Source organism: Aquitalea palustris (assembly GCF_003693445.1).
Lineage (GTDB): Bacteria > Pseudomonadota > Gammaproteobacteria > Burkholderiales > Chromobacteriaceae > Aquitalea > Aquitalea palustris.
Window position 1 is genome coordinate 1 of sequence record NZ_RFAR01000012.1, and the last position, 22,196, is coordinate 22,196.

Below are 22,196 nucleotides of genomic sequence, written 5' to 3' on the forward strand. Positions count from 1 at the left end.
GTGGCTTTGCCGTGGTGGCCGACGAGGTGCGCAAGCTGTCCGAGCGTACCGCCAGCGCCACCTCGCGCATTTTCGACAGCCTGGCCAAGGTGGAAACTGTCAAGCAATCGCTGGGCGATGCCATTGATACCGCCGGCAAGGCCAGCCACGACAACCAGCATGCCCAGCAATCGCTGGATGCCGCCCTCTCCAGCGTGGATGAAACCCTGGCAAGGCTGGACGAGCTGATGGGCAATATCAGCCATTCGCGCCAGCAACAGAGCGAGGCCGGCAACAGCATCCGCCAGCACGGTTTCGAACTGGCGCACCTGGCCAGTACCATCGACGAACAGATGCGCGACGCCAGCCCGGTCATGCGCCAGCTGGCAGAATCGGCCAGCGTGCTGAACCAGGCGCTCAGCTGGTTCCGCCTGCACGCAGCCTAGTCCGCCATCCGGGTGTGACCTGACATAAAACCGTCACACCCGCGTCATGATCTTGCCGTAGCGTGTTGGCTTTCCATTGTGGACAGCCTGCCATGTCGCTCGTCAAACGCCTCTGGCTTACCATTGCCTTCACCCTGCTCAGCCTGGTGCTGGCACTGTCGCTGACCGGTGTGCAACTGTATTCGCTGACCCATCAATTCGAACAATACCGCCAGCGTCAGGCGCTGTCGGCCCACCTGAATCAACTGAAAGCCGCCATGCTCAGCCTGGCGCGCGCCGACCCCATGCTGGACAGCACCGCCCGCCAGCTGGCCGATACCAGCCGGCAGGTACAGCAACTGCGCGGTGACATCCTGCCCGCCCTGCCCAGCGAACGGCGCGACAGCTTCGACCAGACACTGACCCAGCGCTGGGAAGCCTTTACCCGCCAGATTGCCAGCGCACTGAAGATTGCCGAAACCTCGCCGGAAGATGCGCTGAACATTCCGGATGCCGCCTACAAGATGCACATGTTGCCGCTGATCGAAGCCATCGATCAGCAACTGCAGGCCGAGCACGATGGCCTGAGCATGGTCGAAGCCGACATGCAGACCACGGTGGGCCGGCTGTTATTTGCCATTCTCGGCCCGCTGGTGCTGGTGGGCATCGTCGTGGTGCTGCTGCAGCTGGCGACCGCCCGCGCCCTGAAAAACCGCATTCTGATGATGTGCCTGGCTGCCGACAAGATTGCCGCCGGCAATACCGCTGCCCGCTTGCCCGACACCAGCCAGGATGAGCTTGGCCAGGCCGCCCGCCATGTCAACCTGGCACTGGACAAGCTGCTGGAGGTGATGCAGGACGTGCATGTCTCGGCCATCCACAGCGAAGGCCAAAGCCAGCAGGTGCTGGAGCTGACCACCCGCGTGGTGGAGCAGACGCGCCAGCAAATCCAGTATGGCGAGCAAAGCCAGCAAGTGGCCCAGCTGCTGGCCGGGCTGAGTGCCGACATCCTGCAGCAAAGCCGCGAAGCGGGCGGCCTGTCCAGCACGCGCCTGCAAGCCAAGCTGGAAAGCACGGTGGCCGAGCTGCAAAAACTGGGCCGCGCCGTCGAGGATATCAGCCAGCTGGGACTGCGCATTCGCGACATGGCCGAACAGAGCAGCCTGCTGGCGCACGAGGCGGCGGTGGAGGCCACCAAGGTCAGGCGCATGACCGACAAGGAGCTGATTTTCTTCCGCCGCTCCGACGAACACTACCAGCGCCTGGCAGAGCGCCACCGCGACAAGCTGTCGCAACTGGGCAGTCGCCCGGAAGTGCTAGGCAGCACACAGGGCGAGACCACCATCCGCGCCAGCCACAGCGGACCGCATACCGCCCAGGCCCACGACGCCGGCTGAGGTGGTGATTTGCCCATGAAAAACGGCAGCCAGTAATGGCTGCCGTTTTACGTTTACCGTGTAGCGCGGGGCTGATTACAGCGCAGCCAGGGCGGCCTCGTAATCCGGCTCGCTGCCGATTTCGGCGACCAGCTCGCTGTGCAGCACGGTGTTGTCGGCATCCAGCACCACTACGGCGCGGGCGGTCAGGCCAGCCAGCGGGCCGGCAGCCAGCTTCACGCCCCAGGCTTGCAGGAAGTCGGCATTGCGGAAGGTGGACAGGTTCACCACGTTCTCGATGCCTTCGGCGCCGCAGAAGCGCTTCTGGGCAAACGGCAGGTCGGCGGATACGCACAGCACCACGGTGTCGGCCTTGCCGGCAGCCTTTTCATTGAACTTGCGTACCGAGGTGGCGCAGGTCGGGGTATCGACGCTGGGGAAGATGTTGACGATTTTCTTCTTGCCGGCGAAATCAGCCAGGGTCACGTCGGCCAGATCACCATTGGTCAGCGTCAGGGCCGGAGCCTTGTCGCCCTTGACCGGCAGGGTGCCAGCCACTTCAACCGGGTTACCGCGCAGGGTTACAGATGCCATCTTCATGTCCTTCAAGCAAGAGCAGCCAATGCTGTGACTGGCCACAGGGGTGGGGATGCACTCAGTGTGGGGCCTGGCGGCAGAAAATCAACCCTGATACCAGTCCGTCTATTCTTCCAGCTTGAGTCCCAGCTCGTTCAGCACTTCACGCGCACTGCGGAAAGCCTCCACCGCCGCCGGGGCACCGCCATACACCGCGCTGTGCAACAGTACCTCGCGGATTTCCACCAGGCTGGCACCATTATTGATGGCACCGCGCACATGGCCTTTCAGCTCGGTACTGCGGCCCAGCGCGGCCAGCATGGCGCAGGTGATCAGGCTGCGGGTTTTCAGGTCCAGCCCCTCGCGCTGCCAGGTGCTGCCCCAGGCATGCTCGTTCAGCCAGTCCTGCAAGGGGGCGGAAAAACCATCCAGATTGCTCATCGCCCGTTCGACAAAAGCCTCGCCCATCACCTGGGTGCGGCGGGCCTTGCCGGCGGCGCGGTCTTGTTCGCTCATGTCTGCTCCTTATGAAGATGAAGGGATTCTGCCGGGGGTGGGTCGCGGCTCAGGACAACAGGCTGCCCAGCACTTGCACCAGCCGCGCGCATTCGGCATCGGTGCCGATGCTGATGCGCAGATACTGATTGATGCGTGGCGCGGTAAAGTGGCGCACGATCACTGCCTGCTGGCGCAAGCCGGTGGCCAGCATGGCGGCATCGTGCTGCGGGTGGCGGGCAAACACGAAATTGGCCGCCGAGGGCAATACTTCAAAGCCCAGTGCCTGCAATTGCGCAGTCAGTTGTTCCCGCGTGCGCATCACCGCCTGGCAGGTGTGGCGGAAGTAGTCGTCATCCTCGAAGGACGCCACCGCACCAGCCAGCGCCAGCCGGTCCAGCGGATAGGCGTTAAAGCTGTTTTTCACCCGCTCCAGCCCCTCGATCAGCTCGGTTTGGCCAATGGCATAGCCCACGCGTAGCCCGGCCAGCGAGCGGGATTTGGACAGGGTGTGCACCACCAGCAGGTTGGCATAGTCATTCACCAGCGCGATGGCGCTGTCGCCGCCAAAATCAACATAGGCTTCGTCGATCACCACCACCTGGTCGGGATGGTCATCCAGCAGCTGGCGGATGGCGGACAGCGGCAGCAGGCGGCCAGTGGGCGCATTCGGATTGGCCAGAATCACCCCGCCGCAGGGCTGGCGGTAGTCTTCCACCTGGATGCTCAGGCTGTCATCCAGCGGCACCTGCTGCGCCTGAATGCCAAACAGGCCGCAGTACACCGGGTAAAAACCATAGCTGATGTCGGGCATCAGCAAGGGCTGTTCATGCTTGAGCAGTGCCTGGAACACAATGCCCAGCACCTCGTCCGAGCTGTTGCCCACGAACACCTGCGGGCGGCTGACACCGTGGTAGCTGGCAATGGCATCTTTCAGCTTATCGCCGCTCGGGTCCGGATACAGGCGCAGGCTGTCGTCGGTGGCCGCACGGATGGCCGCCAGCACCTTGGGCGACGGCCCGTAGGGATTTTCATTGGTATTGAGCTTGATCAGCGTATCCAGCTTGGGCTGTTCGCCCGGCACATAGGGCGTGAGCTGATGCACCACCGGACTCCAGAAACGACTCATGATTCAACCTTTCCCGGCTACGCCAAACGCAGCCTGCATACATTAACGTCCTGCGCTGCGTGCCGACAGCAACACGCCGCCCAGAATGGCAGCAATTCCCAGCAGGTGATAGCCATGAATGGCTTCACCCAATAGCAGCATGGACAACACGGCACCAAATGCCGGCATCAGGTGGATGAAACTGCCGGCCCGCGCCGCCCCCACCCGCGCCACACCCAGATTGTAAAAATAATAAGCCAGCACCGAAGGCAGCGTGCCGACATAGGCAAAGCTGGCCAGCGTGGACAGAGTCGGCACGGCCCGCCGTCCCTGGGCATATTCCAGCAAAAACAGCGGCAGGATGGCCAGCAAGCCGATGGCCACCAGCAGGGTCAGCAGGCCCAGCCGGTCCAGCTCCGCCGGCAGGCCGCGCAGCAGCAGGGTGTACAGCGCCCAGGCCAGCATGGCGGCAAACACCAGTGCATCCCCCTGATTGATATCCAGAGCCAACAAGCGCGCTGGCTCGCCATGCGCCACCAGCAACAAGACGCCGCTAAAGGACAGCAGCACTGCCAGCAGCTGGCCACGATTCAGCGGCATGCGGAAGAACAAGGCCCCCAGCAGCACGATCAGGATGGGGATGAAGGAATTGAGCAGCACCCCGTTGGTGGCGCTGGTGGACTGCAAACCCAGATACACCAGCGAATTGAAGGCGGCGATGCCCAGCAAGGCCAGCAGGATGATGCGCCGCCAGTGCGGCTGCCACAGGGCACGCTGGGCCAACAGGGGCTTGAGTCCCAGCGGCAGCAGGATGCACAAGGCAATCAGCCAGCGGCCAAACGACAGGGTCAAGGGTGGGATGCTGGCATGGACGGCACGGCCCAGCACGAAATTGCCAGCCCAGAACAGGGCGGCCAAGGTGAGCAGGCAATAGGCAATTGTGTTGGAAGAACGCGGTGAAGTCATGGCTTGAACCATGCCATGCCGGGTGGAAGGCTGGCAACTATTTTGCGGTGCAGCATGCCTGCACTCATGTCTGCACTCATGTCTGCGAGCAGACCGGGATGAAGATTGCGTCTTCCCAGTTCCTCTGCCCGCTACGCGGAACTGTTTTCATGGCGGGGCTGCCCGCCGTGCAGGCAGGGGAGCTGCCTCGCCAGCTCCCCTAGGCGACCCCGGGTTGCGGGTATTTCCGCAGTATCCGCGCCGGGCAAGGCGCCGCCGGACTCGCCATTCACTAAGGTCGAATGGCTCAAACAGTGCGGCGGCTTAAAACCTTGCCCGATCCCGGCTACAACGGCGCGCGCCACGGGGATTGGGGCGCATCACATAACGGTTGGCATCGACACGACGTCTTTTGCCTGCATCGCTGGCCAAGCAAAAAAAAACCGGAGCCGTAGCCCCGGTCAACGACATCCCCCACGAGATGTATTCCCCATCAACAAACTGCAAGGAGCTGCTGCGGCCGCCGTCAAGGCGCGCCGGACAGCATCCAGTCAGAAGCGGTCAGCATAAGCGGGCAGCTGATGGTCTGTCGATGTTTTTGTGAAATATTTCCAACACAATTGATCAAAAATTATTGTATACAATCATACAAACAACAACTTACCGAATATCACATATCTTTTACGTAATTGTTTGATCAAATAATACAATCACTTGCAGAGCAGGCAGGAGGATGGCGGCAGGCCCCAGCCGGGAAAGGCCGCCGCCGACGAGCACGCTGCAAGACCGCTGCCAGCGTGCAAAATGTTAAACAAATGCCACAGTCAGCTGGCCAGCGCCGTCAGCCGTGCCAGCGCATCGGCAGCGTGAAACCGCCCTTTGCCATCACGCGCCACGCGGGCCAGCGCATGTTGCGGATCATGCGTGAAGAATAACCGTCCTTGTCGGGCCAGCAAGTCATCCAGCAAACCACGCTTTTCATCGATCAGCTGTTCCGGGAAGCGGTCGTAACCCATGGTGATGGGCACATGCACCCAGGACGCGCCGGGGATAAGGTCGGCGGCATACAGCACCGGGCCTTCGCCCAGCGGAATTTCCGTCAACAGCATGCCAGGGGTATGGCCATCGCTCAGGTGAAAGCGGTAATCCACCGGCAGGCAGTCTGGCGTTTCGCCATCGGTCAGCACCAGCCGGCCACTGTTTTCCAGCAGGGTAATCAGTTCGGGAATGAAGGAGGCGCGGTCGCGGGCATGCGGCTCCTTGGCACGCTGCCAGGCAGTGCGGCTGACCACGAACTGCGCCTTGGGAAACAGCAGCCGCGCCGGGCCGCCATCCCAGGCGGCCAGCAGGCCGCCGACATGATCAAAATGCAGGTGAGACAGGATGACCACATCGATATCTTCGTGGCTGCTACCGGCGGCCGCCAGGTTGTCCAGCAGCACATGGCCGTCTTCCACCACGCCGTAGCGGGTTTTCAGCTCCGGGGCAAAAAAGGCGCCGATACCGGCCTCCAGCAGAATGCGCCGGCCGTCTTCCTCGCGCACCAGCAGGCAGCGACAGGCCAGCGGCACACGGTGTTGCTCGTCCGGAACCAGCCACTGGCTCCACATGGCGCGCGGCGCATTGCCGAACATGGCGCCGCCGTCCAGTTTCTGGGAATTGCCAAGCAGGGAAGTCAGGGTACGCATGGTTGCTCCGCTCAAGATGCAGTGCCGATGATTATCAAGCAAGCGCTCGGTTCTGTCATCCGCTTTGCAGGCACGGCCATGCTCAGCCAGCCTGCCCCTCCTCGCAGTGGCCGATGAACAACGCCTCCTGCTCCACCTTCAGCTGGCGCTCCAGCATGGCGGCGCACAGATCAGCCAACATGGGTGGCAGCGGCAGCCGGGCCAGCCTAGCCAGTGCCTGCTGGTCTTCCTCTTTCAAGGGCTGGCCACCATGCGCCAGTGTCAGCTCGTCGGCCTGCATGCGCCAAGGCTGCCAGGCGCAGCCGGCCTGCCCGGCCAGCTCGCCCACCTGCAGGGCGATGGCCACCCCGGCCGGGTCCAGATCGCAGGCCACCTGCACCGGCAAGCGCAATACCGCCAGCAGATGGCCCACCGCCTGCAGCCAGCGCCGGTGCGGGTAACCCGGCACCCAGATGGTGAGCACCGGTTCGGCCTGCCGCGTCAGCACCTCGAACACGCTGAGGTTTTCCACGATGCGCACCATCTGCAGCGGGCCGCGGATGGCATCCACTTGTTGCAGTGCTTCCGGTGCCAGCGCCAGCCCGCTTTGCAACAGCCCGGCCGACAGCAGCAGCTGGCCAGCGGCATACAGCTCCAGCGGGCCAGACAGGAAGACATGCGGGGTATGGCGCGAGATGCCGCAGGCTTCCAGCGCAATGCCGAACTCGGCCAGCCAGCGCCGGTCGGCCTCACCAAAGGCCTTGCTGCGCCCCAGCGCATATTGCGAGAACTGGCGCTCGGTGCCCCATAGTCCGGCCGATAGCCAGCCATCCAGCGCCTGGGCGATTTTCAGCCGCCGCTCCAGCGTGGAGGATTGCAGGCGCTGGGCCAGGCTGTCGGCCAGGCCTTGCAGGATGGCGTTCTGCGGCTGCCAGCCGCGCCACAGTTGCACGACTTCGTCGCGGGCATCGGCATCCGGTAGGCCGATCAGGCTGCGCAGCTGGTAGACCTCGCGCCAGCTAACCCAAAACGGCTCCCACTGGCCGAGCCGGCCCGGTTCGGCATGCAGCTCCACCTCGCACCAGCCGCATTCCAGTAAGCGCCGCAGCAGGTCTTCCGCTTGCGCCGCATCACTGCCCTGCCCCAGCAAGCTGGTCCAGCGCTGGCGCATCACGCGCAAGGCCAGCCAGCGCTGCAGCAGGGCCTGGTCGGCCTGCGGCAACAGCAGCGGTGTGGGAGCGAGCGTGGGTTGCAGCAGCAGATGGTGGCCGCGTGCGCCGATGGGCAGGCGTTCGACCAGTTCAGGGGAAATACGGGCAAGCCAGCTGGACATGGGGTTCTGCCAGTGAAGGGTGAAAAGAGTAGACCGCCAGCAGCAAACAAGTTTCCTGCCGGCGAGCTGGCATCAGGCCTCGGCGTCGGGCGCAGCAGCGTCCACGCGGCGGCGGGTTTGCAGGATGGGCGGGGCCCACTGCTCGCCCGGCCGCTTCTTGCGGGTGGCCAGCGTCAGTTCCGACGGCGCAAAGATATTGATGTTGTGGGTGTTGGGCGTGGTGATCAGATACTGCGCCTCGGTGGCCTTGAGGAAGCCGGCCACCCGGTCGATGTTGAAGATGTCCAGGTGGGCGAAAGGCTCGTCGATGAACACGAAGCCGGAGGGATTGGCCTCGTCCATCATCAGGCCGATCAGCAAGATCAGCGACTTCATCACCTGCTGGCCGCCGGAGGCTTCGCCGTCGTTCATGCCCATCAGGCCCTTCTGGTCGAAGTTGAAGCGCAGCGTCAGCCCGGCCTGCGCCAGCGCGGCATCGTCGTTTTCCAGCGTCGGCAATTCGACATCCACGCCGATGCCGGCCAGTTCGCCCAGACGCTTGATATTGGCACCATAGGCGCGCACCGTGGCGCGCAGCTTGCCCATATAGGCGGCGCGGGCGTCGTCGGTGAGTTCACGCGAGCGGTCCACCTCGCTCTGGCGGCGCTGCCGTTCGCGGTCGATCTGCGTCAGATCGTCGGCCAGCTTGTCGCGTAGCGCCAGTACCGACTCGTCGGTTTCCCATTCGCCACCTTGCAGCCGCTCTTGCAGATAATTCAGCTGATGGCGCGCATCGGCGGCACTTTCGTACTCGTCTTCCAGCGCGGCCACATGCTCGGCGGCCAAGGCATCAGCCGGCAGGCGCGTGGCCCATTCGCGCAATTCGGCCAGCAGGCGGCGCAGCTGACGGCGGTGGTTTTCCACCTCCTGGCGCTTGCCGTCGTAACGCGACAGGCTTTCCTGTTCGCGCTGGCAGATGCGGTCGTGCTCCAGCCGGGCATCGCCATAACGCTGATCCGCCGCATCCTTGGTGCTGCTGGCTTCGGCCAGCTGTGCGCCCAGTTCCTGCTGTTGCTGTTGCAGGCTGGCCAGACGGGTGGCCAGTGCGGCGAATTCTTCGGCACGGCTATCCAGCTGGCGGATGGCATCCATGCCGCCCAGGTATTCGGCCAGGCCAGCCGCTTCGCGGGTAATCGCCACCAGTTGTTCTTCATCGGCCAGAATGCGCACATTCAGCTGCTTCAGCTCATCGCGCAGCGCCAGCAGGCGCGACTGGCGTGCGCCTTCGCCAAAGGCAAACTCATGTGCGGCCACACCGATATGGCGCGCGCCACGCCGTTCGCGGAAATAGCCGTCGCGGGTAATCCAGTCGCCATCGACGCCTGCGCCGGCCTGGGCATTTTCCACCCGGCTGACCTTGTTCAGCTGCTGATACAGCCAGTCTGGTGCATTGGCGGAAAAGCGGATCACTTCCAGCAGGCTGCCCTTGCGCGCCGGCGGCGGGCTGCTGCGCTCCGGCACCACGAAATGGCGGAAACGCAGTTTTTCGCCCAAGCGCCAGGCCTCGCCCTTTTGCTGCGGATTTTCCAGCAACACCACATGGCGGTAGGGGCGCAGCATGGCTTCCACCGCGCCCTGCCAACCGGCGTCCATCACCTCGATGATGTCGGACAGCATGGCGTGGCCGATATTGGCCTCGTCCAGCGCGGCCTTGAACTGGCGTACTTCTTCCGGCGAACGGCCACGGCCGATTTCCAGTGCCTCGACATGATTTTTCAGGTCGATACGCTGGCGGTTCAAATCACGCAGGCCGTCTTTGAGCTGCTCGGCCTCGCCGCGCAAGCCAGCCAGCTTGTCGGACAGCGCAGCGGCATCGGCCCCGTATTCACGGCTGGCCAGCGCCTGCAGGCGGTCGCGCTCTTTCAGCTGGCCGCTGACGCTGGCATGCTCGGCCTTGGCCGCCATGAACTGCTCCTGCACCTGCACCCGGGCATGCTCTGCGGCAGCGCGGGCCTCGGCAGCGGCTACTTCGGCCGCCTTGAGCTTGGCCACCAGCTGCAGGGTGTCGTGGTGCTCGCGCCGGGTACGGCTAAGCTGGCCATAGGCGGCGCGGTAGTTTTGCCAGGTCTGGCCCAGCGCGTTCTTGCCATCCAGATAGCCCAGTACCGGCAAGGCTTCGTCTTGCAGACGGCTGATGGTCTGCTGCAATTGCCGCCACTCCAGGAAGCGCCCGGCGCGGGTTTTCATGGTTTCCACCCGCACTTCCAGTGCTTCTTCCTGCCGGGTCAGCGCTTCCAGTTCCAGCTCGGTGGCGCGCTGTTCGTCGCGGGCGCGCTGGTAGTTGTCCAGCACATCCTTGTCGCCAAACACCTGAAACACCAGGTCCAGCAGCTGGCGCGGGCTGTATTCGGTGAGCTTGTCGGTATCGCCCTGCTCCAGCGCCAGCACCTCGCCCACCGCCGGGGTGAGGCCGGCCACTTCCAGGCGGCGGCGGTATTCCTGCACACCCAGCCACTGCGCCTGCGCTTCGGCCAGTTCCAGCGGCACATCGCCATCCAGAATGGCGTAATGGCGCACCCAGTCGCCGCCCTGCTTCTTGATGCGGCACAGCAGGGTGACGGCATCACTGACAATGGGAAAAAACGGGGTGGGATACAGCCCGCCGGATGGGCGACGCGGGTTATCCACCACCCCGCGCAGGTAAGCAAAGGGCTCGCGGTTGTTGCGCACATAGCGCTTGTAATCACGCTTGCCGGAACACTTGATGGCCAGCAGGGTACGCATGGCATCCAGCAGCGTGGTCTTGCCCGAACCATTGGGGCCGATGATGGTGACAATCTGCGCGTCCAGCGGCACCGCCAGTCGTTGCCAGAAGTCCCAGTGCACCATTTCTACCGATTTCATCTGGAACATCAGCGGTCTTCCTCTTGCGCGGGGGCTTGTACGTCGTCATCGGGGCTTGCCACATCGGCAAACAGGCTGGAACCATCATCCATCACCGCCGGCTGCGCCACCGCCAGGGCAATGGCGCTGGCGGTCTTGTCGGCCAGTGCACCAGCGGCCTGCTCGCGGCGCTGGGTCAGCACCTCGGACAAGGCACCCTCGATGATGCGCGGGGCCAGCTGGCTGTAGTCGATCATCAGGTCCAGCATCGGGCCTTCGTCCAGCCACTTGTTACGGCGCACCACAAAGCCCAGGTTCACCAAGCGGCCCAGATTGGCATTGAAGCGGGTACGCCCGCCCAGCGCCTTGCCAAAATCAGCATACAGCGCGTCTTCCGACACACCAGTGGACACGCCCTCGCCGGTTTCCAGCGGCTTTTGTGCGCCAAACATATCGCTCTGGTTTTCGCGCCCGGCTTCCACGCGGGCAATCTGCCGTTCGCGCTTGGGCAGGATGATCAGCGCCCACAGGATCACCAGCAGTGCCACGCCATCGCGCGGCAGCCCCAGATTATTGTTGAGCCAGGCCTCGCCGCTGCCGAATACCGGTTCGGTCATTTCCGGCAGCAGGGCGACGGCGATGTATTCGGCGTAGGGGTTCTCCACCAGCCGCAGGCCGACATCGGCCAGCCGTTTGTCCAGCTCCTGGCGGAAAATGTCATCCAGCAGCGCCTTGCGCGCCAGCGCATCGCTGCGCGGTACCACACACTGGGCCAGCAGGCGGGCGGTGAGGGTTTTCAGTTGCTGTTCCATGGATTAATTCGGGGTATGGGGAAGCAGGCGCGCATCAGACAGCGTGGCGACTTCCGGGTGTTCGGGTTCGATCACGGCTTCGCCGCCGTGCAGGGTGAACGGCAATTTGGCCAGCGCAGCCACGATGCTGGCATCGCCATGACTTTCCGGATCGCCAATCAGCGACAGCAGCGACAGGCGATAAGCCGTTTCGTTGTAGCTGTCGGCCAGCACCGCCTGCTGGATGGGGATGTGGTCTGCCCCGCTCTCGCCCAGTTGCAGGCCCAGTGTCAGCAGCTCGTCGTACATGGCTTCGGCGGCGAACAGGCGCTCCACTTCCAACTCGCCGGACAGGGGCGCGGCCACGCTGCCGGGCAAGGTGGTATTGCCGGCCTTGGCCCGCTCGCGCGCCAGCAGCTCGAATTCCGCCATGTCGGCCAGCTCCGGCGTAGCGATGAAGGCCGGTTCCGGGTTGATGGACAGGCAGCCGGTCAGTTGATCGGCCAGTTGGCCCACCGCCTGACGGCGCAGCCAGTCGGCAATATCGGTAGAGGTAAGGCCGGAGCTGCCCAGATGCACCCGCTGCGCCGCCAGCTGCGCCAGACGGCGCTCGAAGGTGCCGGCCAGCGCCAGCATGCGGCTTTGCGCCAGCGCGATGGCCTGGGCCTGATTCAGCGCAGACAGGCTGAGGGTGTCGTCGGCGGTCAGGCTGCGGATGACTTCTGTTGATTTGGCCACCCAGCGCCACACCGCTTCCAGCCGGTGCTGGGCAGCGCGGATGCGGAATTCGGACTGGGATTCCAGTGCTTCTTCAAACTCGCCGTACAGCTCGTTCAGCCGCGCCAGCAGGTGCTTGAGGGCGTCATCGGACAACTGCCCCACCGCCTGCCCGGCAGCCACCTGGCTGGTGAGATAGCCCAGTTCGACATCGTCACCGGCAAAGTCGATCAGGGTGGCCAGCGCCGCCAGCGCCACGCGGGCGCCTTCGGACAGCTGGTACTGGCCGCCATCGCTGTCATACACCAGCAATTCACCCTCGCGCAGGCGGCCCAGAATGGTGGCCAGCTTGGTGTCGTTGAGATAGGCAAAGCGCTGGGCGATTTCCTGCGGCGTCCAGCGCGGGGCATCGGCGCGGCCACCCAGTTCGCGCAGCACCAACAGGCGCATCAGCACCTCCTCGTCACCACCACGAAACAGGGTGACGAAGACAGACAGATAAGGCCAGGCTTGTTGCAGGCGATTGACGCCGGACAGCGAATCCGGCGCGATGCCCGGCTGGAAGAAGTCGGCGAGCGATTCCAATGGCATTCCGGCTTGAGAAAGCAAAAGCGGATTGTCCAAGGCCGGACGGGGGTAAGTCAACGCATGTCGAATGACTGGCCACTCCGGTCTCCGCACCAGAACATGAAAAAAGCGGCCCCCGAACGGGAAGCCGCTTGTGATCTGGCCGGAAAGTGCCTTACTTCAGGCTGCCGGAGAGGAAGGCCTTGAGGCGTTCGCTCTTGGTATTGCCGAACACTTCGTCCGGGTGGCCTTCTTCTTCCACCAGCCCCTTGTGCAGGAACATGACGTGGTTGGACACATTGCGGGCAAAGCCCATTTCGTGTGTCACCACAATCATGGTGCGGCCTTCTTCGGCCAGGGTCTGCATCACTTTCAGTACTTCGCCCACCAGTTCCGGGTCCAGTGCCGAGGTAGGCTCGTCAAACAGCATCACCTCCGGCTCCATCGCCAGTGCACGGGCGATGGCCACGCGCTGCTGCTGGCCACCGGACATGTGCGCCGGGTACTTGGCCTGGGCCTGGGCATCCAGCCCCACCTTGCGCAGATACTTTTCGGCGCGGGCAATGGCTTCGTCGCGGGACAGGCCCAGCACATGGATGGGGGCTTCGATGACGTTTTCCAGCACCGTCATGTGACCCCACAGATTGAAGTGCTGGAACACCATGGCCAGCTTGGAGCGCATGGTTTGCAGCTGCTTCTGGTCAGACGGAATCAGTTCGCCCTGCTTGTTTTTCTGCAGGCTGATGTCGACACCGCTCAGGCTGATGCTGCCGGCGTTGGGCTTTTCCAGAAAATTGATGCAGCGCAAAAAGGTACTTTTGCCGGAACCGGAGGAACCGATGATGCTGATTACATCGCCGGCCTTGGCCTTGAGCGAGATGCCCTTGAGCACTTCATGGCTGCCATAGCTTTTGTGCAGGTCTTTGACGACTAGCTTTTCCATCTTTGCTTATCCTTGCTTGTTGCTCAGGCCTTCATCGGGCGCAGATGCGCCAGCCACTTGCTTTCCGCCTTGCGGAACAGGGCCACCAGAATGAAGGTGATGCACAGGTAAATCAGCGCCGCCAGACCGAAGGCATTGAACGAGTCATAAGTAGCGGCATTCACGTCGCGCGCCACTTTCAGGATGTCCGGCACGGTGGCAGTAAAGGCCACGGTGGTGGCATGCAGCATCAGGATCACCTCGTTGCTGTAGGCCGGCAGGGCACGGCGCAGCGCGGAAGGAATGATCACGCGGCGGTACAAGGTGAACTTGTTCATGCCATAGGCGCGGCCAGCCTCGATCTCGCCATAAGGGGTGGCCTTGATGGCGCCGGCGAAGATTTCGGTGGTATAGGCGCAGGTGTTCAGGCCAAAGGCCAGAATGGTGCAGTTATACCCTTCGCGGAAAAAGTGATTGAGGATGTCCACATCGCGCACCATATCCAGGCTGTACATGCCGGTGTAGAAAAACAGCAGCTGGATGTACAGCGGGGTGCCACGAAACACGTAGGAGAACAGCCATACCGGGCGCGACAGCCACTTGGACTTCGAGACGCGGGCAATGGCCAGCGGAATGGAAGCGCAAAAACCGAAGGCGATGGAAACCACCAGCAGCCACATGGTGACCGCCAGGCCGGACAGATGGTAGCCATCGGTCCACAGGAAGGCTTTCCAGTATTGTTGGATGATGTCGATCACAGTTCAGCCTCCCGCACGCCGGTGGAATAGCGACGTTCCAGCCACATCAGGACCAGGCTGGAAACCGACGTCAGAATCAGGTAAATGGCACCGGCCACCACGGTGAAGAAGAATACCTTGTAGGAGCTCTTGCCAGCATCGATCGATGCCTTCACCACATCGGACAGGCCGATGATGGACACCAGCGCGGTTGCCTTCAGCATCACCTGCCAGTTGTTGGAGATACCCGGCAGGGCAAAGCGCATCACCTGCGGAAACTGGATGCGGGAAAAGGTTTGCCAGCCGCTCATGCCATAGGCAATGCCGGCTTCGATCTGGCCTTTGGGCACGGATAGGAAGGCACCGCGGAAGGTCTCGGTGAAATAGGCACCGTAGATGAAGCCCAGGGTGAACACGCCGGACACGAAGGGATTGAGGTTGATCTGCTCCATACCCTGCCATTCGGTCAGATGGTTCATGCCGATCTGCAGGCTGTAGAAAATCAGCAGCATCAGTACCAGATCCGGTACGCCGCGAATCAATGTGGTGTAAAGCGTGGCAATGCCCTTGAGCAGCGGATTGCTCGACAACTTGGCGCCAGCGCCTCCCAGACCGATGACGAAAGACACCAGGAGCGACATGACTGCCAGCTCCAGCGTGACCCATGCACCGTCCAGGATGATAGGCCCGAATCCATCCAGAAACATGGCCGTTCCCCCTGTATGTTTATGCGCTTGCCCACGCAGGCCGCAGACAGCCCTTACCCATACAACAGGCCGCCACAGGCAAAAGGCGGCAGCAGCAGGGGCTGCGGGTCAGACTGGTGTGCAAGGCGATATGGATACGGACGTAACAGTGGGTGTTACGCATCTCCTCCGTACCCGTTATGAAAACGCGCCCCGGTCAGACTCCGCCGGGGCGCTGTGCTTCAGTCTGGGTTACGACTTATTTGCCGTATACGTCAAACTTGAAGTATTTCTTTTCGATTTTCTTGTAGGTGCCGTCTTTCAGCATGCCGGCAATCGCCTTGTCGATGGCAGCTTTCAGATCGGTATCTTCCTTGCGCAGGCCGATACCAGCACCGGTACCCAGGGTTTTCGGGTCGTTCAGGTCACCACCAGCGAAAGCAAAGCCCTTGCCTTCCGGCTTTTTCAGGAAGCCTTCGTCAGCCTGGATGGCGTCTTGCAGCGAAGCGTCCAGACGGCCGCTAGCCAAGTCAGCCAGCACCAGGCTCTGGTTCTGGTAAGGAACAACTTCTACACCGCCCGGAGCCCAATGCGCCTTGGCGTAAGCTTCCTGGATGGTGCCTTGCTCAACACCCACGCGCTTGCCCTTCAGCGAAGCGGCAGTCGGCATCAGGCCGGAACCGGCCTTGGCCACCATGCGGGTCGGAGTATTGAACAGCTTGGCCGAGAAGTTGATTTCTTTCAGGCGCGCTTCGTTGATGGACATGGAAGACAGCACGCCATCAAATTTTTTGGCCTTCAAGGCGGGGATCATGCCGTCGAAGTCATTTTCCACCCAGACACACTTGGCCTTCATGCGGGTACAGATTTCGTTGCCCAGATCGATGTCGAAACCGATCAGCTTGCCATCCGGAGCCTTGGACTCGAACGGAGCGTAGCTGGCGTCAACGCCAAAACGAACTTCCTTCCAGTCCTTGGCGAATGCGCCAAAAGAAGTGGCCATCAGTGCCAGAGAAACGGCGGTAATCACTTTTCTCATCAGACTTCTCCTTACTGCTTTGTTTTATTTGTTCACAACATGCCGGGCAGCCCCTGCCACCGCGACATACCGATACGCCGCATCAACATGCCCTGCCTTGTGGGCAGGTCAGCTGATTGCCTGCATGGTTATATGAATAGCGCAAATTGTCCAGAACCTCGATTCCGGATACAGGATAAATAACGCATCCATCCTGACCGGAGAGGACAGCAGGCAAAGTAAACGCCCAGAAATGGAAAATCAAGTCGCATTCGATTGTATTTTTGAGTACAAAATACAACAAGCGCAAGTAAAAACACTTAGCTCACGCCAGCAGCAAGGCCCCGCGCCGCGCCTCCGCCTGCCAACCGACCATCAGCCAGACGCAAAAAAACCGGGTTCCCGACAGGGAAACCGGCTTTGCAAATGGTCAGCAGCTGCTTATTTGTCTTCGCCGGCAGCCTTGGCCGCGGCAGCAGCCGCCTTGGCGGCCTCGATCTCTTCCTGGCGGGCACGGGCAGCTGCCTTGCGTGCCAGGCGGGCCTCTTCGGCCAGACGCTCGGCTTCTTCGGCCGCAGCACGGGCGCGGGCGCGCATGATGCGCAGATAGTTGTCGATGGCGCGCACCAGTTCGCGGGTGCCTTCGTGGGTCAGCGCGGAAATGGCGAACACACGCGGCGTATCCACATCGAAACCCAGGCTGTCGTCCGGCTGGGTCTTGGGCCAGCCATAGGCTTCCAGGAAGGCCGACACGGTAAGGTCGCGCTCTTCTACCGGCAGCATGTCCAGCTTGTTCAGCACCAGCCAGCGCGGCTTGCCATGCAATTCTTCATCGTACTTTTCCAGCTCGGCCACAATGGCGCGCGCTTCGCGTACCGGATCGACATCCGGATCGAACGGTGCCACATCCACGATATGCAGCAACAGGCCGGTACGCTGCAGATGCTTGAGGAAGCGATGGCCCAGGCCAGCCCCCTCTGCAGCGCCTTCGATCAGGCCGGGAATATCAGCGATCACGAAGCTGCTGGTATCGTCCATGCGTACCACACCCAGGTTGGGGTGCAGGGTGGTAAACGGATAATCCGCCACCTTGGGACGCGCCGCCGATACCGAACGGATAAAGGTGGACTTGCCGGCGTTCGGCATGCCCAGCAGGCCCACATCGGCCAGCACCTTCAGTTCCAGCTTCAGCGTACGCTGTTCGCCCTCTTCACCCGGCGTGCTCTGGCGCGGCGCACGGTTGGTGGACGACTTGAAATGGATATTGCCCAGGCCACCCTTGCCGCCACGGGCAATCATCACCCGCTGGCCATGGTGAGTCAGGTCGGCCACTACCTCGCCGGTATCGTGGTCGGCAATCACCGTGCCCACCGGCATATGCAGTTCGATGTCGTCACCGCCCTTGCCGTAGCAATCGGCACCACGGCCACGTTCACCATCCTGCGCCAGGTATTTTTTGACGAAACGGTATTCCACCAGCGTGTTGACGTTTTCATCTGCCACCGCATACACACTGCCACCCTTGCCGCCATCGCCACCGTCCGGGCCACCAAAAGGCACGTACTTTTCGCGACGAAAACTAGCCGCACCATTGCCACCCTTGCCCGCCATCACTTCAATACGGGCTTCGTCGATAAATTTCATAAATCCTCCTTGAGGAGTCAGGCGTCAAGGTTGCGAGCCTCATCCAGCCCTCACGCCTTGCCCCTCCACAGGCCCGCCCTTAGCGGCAAGCCGGATAAAAAAAAGCCCTATCTCACAGGATAGGGCTTTCTTGTCTGCAGAAAGCGATTATTCGCCGTCTACACCGGTGTACGGAACAACGGTAACGATCTTGCGCTGCAGAGCACCCTTGATGGTGAACTGAACGTAGCCGTCAACCTTGGCGAACAGGGTGTGATCCTTGCCCAGACCAACGTTTTCACCTGCGTGGAAACGGGTACCACGCTGACGTACGATAATGGAACCTGCCGGAATCAGTTCGCCACCGTAAGCCTTAACGCCCAAGCGTTTGGCTTCGGAGTCACGACCGTTGCGGGAGCTACCGCCTGCTTTTTTGTGTGCCATGACTGTTTATCCTTACTTCGAAATCGCGTCGATGCGGATTTCGGTGAAGTTCTGACGATGACCCTGGTGTTTCTGGTAGTGCTTACGACGACGCATCTTGAAGATGCGGATCTTGTCGCCACGACCGTGGGAAACGACAGTAGCCGTAACGGTGGCACCAGCTACCAGCGGGGCGCCTACAACAACCTGTTCACCGTCAGCGACCATCAGCACTTCTTCGAGTACGATTTGGCTGTCGACGTCTGCAGGTATCTGTTCTACTTTGAGTTTTTCACCGATGGCAACCTTGTACTGCTTGCCGCCGGTTTTTATGACCGCATACATTCGCTTAGCTCCTAAAGAGGGATCTTCACCGCATCACGCGAGAAGAACGCGAAACTATACGCAGCCGATTCAAAGTTGTCAATAATTTCATCAGTTTAGCCGCAAAGCCAGGCTGGGCATGGCTGTCTGCAAGGCTTTTCTGGTAACATTCCGCGCTTCTGGCTCCGCTAAAACCAAACAACTGGCTAAAACCGTGTCCACCCCGCTATTCCGTACCCTGATCGCTGAAGACATGCAGACCGTAGATGGCGTCATCCGCGCGCGCCTGCATTCCGATGTAGTGCTTATCCGCCAGGTGGCGGAATACATTATCTCTGCGGGTGGCAAGCGCCTGCGCCCGGTACTCACCCTGTTGTCCGGCAAGGCGCTGGGCTACGAAGGCGCGCATCTGTACGAACTGGCCGCCATGATCGAGTTCATCCACACCGCCACCTTGCTGCACGACGATGTGGTGGACGAATCCGACATGCGCCGTGGCCGCGAAACCGCCAATGCCCTGTTCGGCAATGCTGCCAGTGTGCTGGTGGGCGACTTCCTCTACACCCGCGCCTTCCAGATGATGGTCACCACCAATAATATGCAGATCCTGCAGGTGATGGCCGAAGCCACCAACGTCATCGCCGAAGGCGAAGTGTTGCAGCTGCTGAATATCGGCAATACCGCGCTGTCCGAGCAGGACTACCTGCAGGTCATCCAGTACAAGACTGCCAAGCTGTTCGAAGCCTCCGCCCGCGTTGGCGCACTGATTGCCGGTGGTAGCGAGGTACAGGTCAAGGCACTGGCCGACTACGGCATGTACCTGGGCACGGCCTTCCAGATCATCGACGACGTGCTGGACTACAGCGGCGATGCCGACACCATCGGCAAGAGCCTGGGCGACGACCTGGCCGAAGGCAAGGCCACCCTGCCGCTGATCTACACCATGCGCCAGGGCGATGCCACCGCCGCCAACGTGGTACGCCAGGCGCTGGAAAACGCCAGCCGCGACCGTTTCCACGATGTATTGGCTGCTGTACAATCCTGCGGCGCGCTGGACTACGCCAAAAACGAAGCCATCAAAGCCGCCGAACAAGCCGTGGCCGCCATTGCCGAACTGCCGGACACCCCGGTGAAACAGGCACTGGTCGAACTGGCCCGCCTGTCGGTGGACCGCAACGCCTGAACCGGATTTAGGTCTCCGTAGTTAAATGGATATAACGGCCCCCTCCTAAGGGGCAGTTACAGGTTCGATTCCTGTCGGGGGCACCACTTACAGTTCCAGCGAAGTCCGATAAAGTCCACAAGAGCCGCACCCAGCAAGGGTTTGCGGCTTTTTTTATGCACATCCTAAAGTTGTCTGCTCTCATCAAAAGATTCAATCACCCCGTTCCTGTCGGACGCCCCTCTCCCTATCCGCCACCCGCACCGCATCGCGGTCGGGATATTCGCCGATGCGCACCAGCCGGGCGATGATGGCGGCGCGGCTGCGGCCCATGCTTTGCGCGATGCTGGCGCAGTCGGGGGCGGCAGGGTCGTGCCAGCTGGAGCGTAGCCGGGCGTCGTCGCTGGCGCTCCAGGCCTTGCCGGCGTTGGGAATGTCCGTGGCGACATCGGTGTGCGCGGCTGCATTGGCAGAGCGTGCTGGCGTGGCGAGCGGCGGCGGCTGACTGGCCCACCAGGCGGGCTGGCCAGCTTGTTCCAGCCGTTGGTCGTCGGCTTGCATGGCGCTGCTCTGGTCGGAAAAATACCCTTGTTTCACCAACCGCGCGAGGATGGCGGCGCGGCTGCGGCCCAGTTTTTCTGCCAGATCGGCACTGGTGACGGTGCTGGAAGTTTCCCACAGTGCGCTCAGCCGGTTGTCTTCGGCAATGCTCCAGCGCTCGCCGGCCCGCTTGTGGCCGGGGCGGTCCGGAGCACTTGCTGGAGCGAGCTGGGCAGGCTGTTGCTTGCTTACGCGCTTTAGCTGCTGGTAGTAGTGGGCGCGGGCCTGATCCAGCGCTGCGTCTTTGGGGGTGTGCAGTGCCTGGCCTCGGTGCAGTGGATCCTGGCCCAGTATCAGTTGTTCGACGATTTCCAGCTCCCGGTTCATGCCCTACCCCTCCCTGTCGTGTCTTGCCGCTGACGCTGTGCTCAGGCTTGGCCATGCGGTGACCCAGCCGGTCAATATGACATTTGCACAAAAATGATGTCAAAATGTGCGGGTAAGCGCTACTGTTTGCGCTGCGGCCGGTGTGCCTGCTGCCTGACAGTACGGCAAACCCTGTCTTGGCGCATAGAGGACCATCATGGCAAGCAATCCGGACAAACCTTACCCGACTTTCAATAACACGGCTGGCTGGCAGCGCATTGGCCTGAGCCTGGTCGCCTTGGCCTACGCAGCGTGCAGCGTGCATTGGCATGCATTTTATCTGCCCAGCAAGCATGGTCGGGGCAGTACCTTCCATGGCCCGGCGGCCAGTCTGCTGGAAACCGCAGTCATCTTTGCCGCCATTGCCTTGCTCTTGCCACTGTTTGCCGATGCGGCTTCCAGCGAATCGGTGCGGCAGTTCGAGCGTGGCCGACGTTTTTTCGCCGGCCTGGGCTATGCCTTGATGACCTGGGGCATATTCTGGCGAATGCTGGGGGTGAATGATGCCGCGGTGGATGTTACTGCCATTCCACTGTGGCACTGGCTGCTGTGGCTGGCCGTCGGCCTGGCGACCTCCTTGCTGGGCTTGTTACCCGCCAGCTACCAGCGCAAATCCAGCCAGCCCACCGCCAGCCGGAAGGGGAATATCGGCATGGGCGGGGCCTGGCTGGGTAGCCTGCTCCTGCTGGGTGTGGCTGTGGGTTTCCTGTGGCTGTTCATTTATTTCATTCAAGCCAACCCTTCGCTGTTACTGGCGATGGATGTCGGCAGCTTGCTGTTGCTGCTCATGCTGGGCCTGGGTATTGGCTTTGCCGTCTGGAGCTGGTCCATCATCAAGCGGGAAAACAAGGCTGCGGCAGCGACCCACCCCGCTGGCGGGCAAACGCCCTTCTGGCGCACTTTATACGGCTGGGGTCTGGTGCTGCTGCTAATGCTGGGCGCTGCGCTGATGCTGACCACCTGGGAGAGGCCTGCTGGCGCGGCCACATCCACACCGGCAGTCAACCACATGGTTCAGGAATGCGGACTGACACCGGATGCCCACCTGCCAGAGGCCAAGGCCGAGTAGCAAAGGCTGGAACAGCTGTCGCAAGCCAGTCATCAATGGGAAAACGGGAGCCACGGCACGCATACCATCCAGTAACAAGGCGGGCATGACCATTCAGGACGGCGTGCTGACAGTGATTCAGAACTCGGTAGCGCAGGATGCGCAGGGGTCGGCCTTTTTCCGCGCCCGCCATGAATACCCCGGCAAGCCAGACCCCTACGGCATGTATAACGAGCTGCAATTTCGCTGTGCCACCGGGGAGGTCCGCATCAAGCGGCAATGGCTGGTGGATGCGGACAAGCATGTCATTCAGGTGAACCAGACTACCGAGTGGGAAAGCAAGGAGGCAGGAGAGCAAGCCTTTGGCGATTTGCGACGGATTGTGTGTCCGGGCTAGTCGCCTGCGCTTGATACACCCTGGCAGTGCCATGACAAAGCCGCCCTCA

General features: G+C 61.9%; 22 protein-coding genes and 1 tRNA gene. 6 read left to right on the plus strand and 17 right to left on the minus strand.

Features of this window, described 5'->3' with window-relative positions; genetic code table 11:
* Window positions 1-425 (plus strand): methyl-accepting chemotaxis protein (locus EAY64_RS03895; RefSeq protein ID WP_147456171.1); only part of this gene is annotated, 425 nt, incomplete at its 5' end.
* A gap of 92 nt (window positions 426-517) precedes the next feature.
* The gene (locus EAY64_RS03900; RefSeq protein WP_103523485.1) at window positions 518-1,801 is read left to right on the plus strand and encodes a HAMP domain-containing protein; all 1,284 of its coding nucleotides are present in this window, start codon (window positions 518-520) and stop codon (window positions 1,799-1,801) included.
* 75 nt (window positions 1,802-1,876) lie between these two features.
* On the opposite strand, the gene tpx is transcribed toward EAY64_RS03900, so the two are convergent.
* The 16 genes from tpx to rplU form a co-directional block, all read right to left on the minus strand.
* The gene (gene tpx / locus EAY64_RS03905) at window positions 1,877-2,374 is read right to left on the minus strand and encodes a thiol peroxidase (protein WP_103523600.1); all 498 of its coding nucleotides are present in this window, start codon (window positions 2,372-2,374) and stop codon (window positions 1,877-1,879) included.
* A gap of 108 nt (window positions 2,375-2,482) precedes the next feature.
* Window positions 2,483-2,872 carry a carboxymuconolactone decarboxylase family protein gene (locus tag EAY64_RS03910; RefSeq protein WP_045847912.1) on the minus strand — a complete coding sequence of 130 codons (390 nt, stop codon included), beginning with the start codon at window positions 2,870-2,872 and terminating at the stop codon, window positions 2,483-2,485.
* A gap of 49 nt (window positions 2,873-2,921) precedes the next feature.
* Window positions 2,922-3,980, minus strand: a complete 1,059-nt coding sequence (gene hisC / locus EAY64_RS03915) for a histidinol-phosphate transaminase (RefSeq protein WP_103523486.1) — start codon at window positions 3,978-3,980, stop codon at window positions 2,922-2,924.
* A gap of 42 nt (window positions 3,981-4,022) precedes the next feature.
* Complete coding sequence (locus EAY64_RS03920) at window positions 4,023-4,925, minus strand: DMT family transporter (RefSeq protein ID WP_103523487.1); 903 nt, start codon at window positions 4,923-4,925, stop codon at window positions 4,023-4,025.
* Window positions 4,926-5,728: 803 nt separating this feature from the next.
* Window positions 5,729-6,592, minus strand: a complete 864-nt coding sequence (locus tag EAY64_RS03925; protein WP_103523488.1) for an MBL fold metallo-hydrolase — start codon at window positions 6,590-6,592, stop codon at window positions 5,729-5,731.
* An 82-nt stretch (window positions 6,593-6,674) separates the two neighbouring features.
* The gene (locus EAY64_RS03930; RefSeq protein ID WP_103523489.1) at window positions 6,675-7,904 is read right to left on the minus strand and encodes a DUF2399 domain-containing protein; all 1,230 of its coding nucleotides are present in this window, start codon (window positions 7,902-7,904) and stop codon (window positions 6,675-6,677) included.
* A gap of 72 nt (window positions 7,905-7,976) precedes the next feature.
* Window positions 7,977-10,796: an ATP-binding protein gene (locus EAY64_RS03935; RefSeq protein ID WP_103523490.1), complete on the minus strand. Its 2,820-nt coding sequence runs from the start codon at window positions 10,794-10,796 to the stop codon at window positions 7,977-7,979.
* Window positions 10,796-11,578, minus strand: a complete 783-nt coding sequence (locus EAY64_RS03940; RefSeq protein ID WP_103523491.1) for a hypothetical protein — start codon at window positions 11,576-11,578, stop codon at window positions 10,796-10,798. Before EAY64_RS03940 ends, EAY64_RS03935 begins: the two co-directional genes overlap by 1 nt.
* Window positions 11,579-11,581: 3 nt before the next feature.
* Window positions 11,582-12,859: a hypothetical protein gene (locus EAY64_RS03945; RefSeq protein WP_411267235.1), complete on the minus strand. Its 1,278-nt coding sequence runs from the start codon at window positions 12,857-12,859 to the stop codon at window positions 11,582-11,584.
* A 157-nt stretch (window positions 12,860-13,016) separates the two neighbouring features.
* Window positions 13,017-13,784 (minus strand): ABC transporter ATP-binding protein, encoded by a 768-nt coding sequence (locus EAY64_RS03950; RefSeq protein WP_103523493.1) that lies wholly within the window; start codon window positions 13,782-13,784, stop codon window positions 13,017-13,019.
* Between the two features lie 23 nt (window positions 13,785-13,807).
* Window positions 13,808-14,521, minus strand: a complete 714-nt coding sequence (locus EAY64_RS03955) for an ABC transporter permease (RefSeq protein ID WP_103523494.1) — start codon at window positions 14,519-14,521, stop codon at window positions 13,808-13,810.
* Window positions 14,518-15,207 carry an ABC transporter permease gene (locus tag EAY64_RS03960; protein ID WP_103523495.1) on the minus strand — a complete coding sequence of 230 codons (690 nt, stop codon included), beginning with the start codon at window positions 15,205-15,207 and terminating at the stop codon, window positions 14,518-14,520. The genes EAY64_RS03955 and EAY64_RS03960 overlap by 4 nt, the downstream gene beginning before the upstream one ends.
* A gap of 238 nt (window positions 15,208-15,445) precedes the next feature.
* Window positions 15,446-16,225 (minus strand): ABC transporter substrate-binding protein, encoded by a 780-nt coding sequence (locus EAY64_RS03965; RefSeq protein WP_103523496.1) that lies wholly within the window; start codon window positions 16,223-16,225, stop codon window positions 15,446-15,448.
* Window positions 16,226-16,645: 420 nt separating this feature from the next.
* The gene (obgE, locus tag EAY64_RS03970) at window positions 16,646-17,848 is read right to left on the minus strand and encodes a GTPase ObgE (RefSeq protein WP_103523497.1); all 1,203 of its coding nucleotides are present in this window, start codon (window positions 17,846-17,848) and stop codon (window positions 16,646-16,648) included.
* Between the two features lie 147 nt (window positions 17,849-17,995).
* The gene (gene rpmA, locus EAY64_RS03975; protein WP_103523498.1) at window positions 17,996-18,271 is read right to left on the minus strand and encodes a 50S ribosomal protein L27; all 276 of its coding nucleotides are present in this window, start codon (window positions 18,269-18,271) and stop codon (window positions 17,996-17,998) included.
* A gap of 12 nt (window positions 18,272-18,283) precedes the next feature.
* A complete protein-coding gene (gene rplU / locus EAY64_RS03980) occupies window positions 18,284-18,595 on the minus strand; it encodes a 50S ribosomal protein L21 (RefSeq protein ID WP_059284477.1) in 312 nt (103 codons plus the stop codon).
* 193 nt (window positions 18,596-18,788) lie between these two features.
* Here rplU and ispB point away from each other — a divergent pair, with 193 nt between their 5' ends.
* Window positions 18,789-19,757 carry an octaprenyl diphosphate synthase gene (ispB, locus tag EAY64_RS03985; RefSeq protein WP_226034179.1) on the plus strand — a complete coding sequence of 323 codons (969 nt, stop codon included), beginning with the start codon at window positions 18,789-18,791 and terminating at the stop codon, window positions 19,755-19,757.
* Between the two features lie 11 nt (window positions 19,758-19,768).
* Window positions 19,769-19,843: transfer RNA gene (locus EAY64_RS03990), tRNA-Arg, on the plus strand.
* 106 nt (window positions 19,844-19,949) lie between these two features.
* Here EAY64_RS03990 and EAY64_RS03995 read toward each other — a convergent pair.
* Window positions 19,950-20,663 carry a hypothetical protein gene (locus tag EAY64_RS03995; RefSeq protein WP_103523500.1) on the minus strand — a complete coding sequence of 238 codons (714 nt, stop codon included), beginning with the start codon at window positions 20,661-20,663 and terminating at the stop codon, window positions 19,950-19,952.
* A gap of 196 nt (window positions 20,664-20,859) precedes the next feature.
* Here EAY64_RS03995 and EAY64_RS04000 point away from each other — a divergent pair, with 196 nt between their 5' ends.
* On the plus strand, window positions 20,860-21,771 hold the full coding sequence (locus EAY64_RS04000; RefSeq protein WP_103523501.1) for a hypothetical protein: 912 nt from the start codon (window positions 20,860-20,862) through the stop codon (window positions 21,769-21,771).
* An 85-nt stretch (window positions 21,772-21,856) separates the two neighbouring features.
* A complete protein-coding gene (locus EAY64_RS04005) occupies window positions 21,857-22,147 on the plus strand; it encodes a hypothetical protein (protein WP_103523502.1) in 291 nt (96 codons plus the stop codon).
* Window positions 22,148-22,196: the final 49 nt, after the last annotated feature.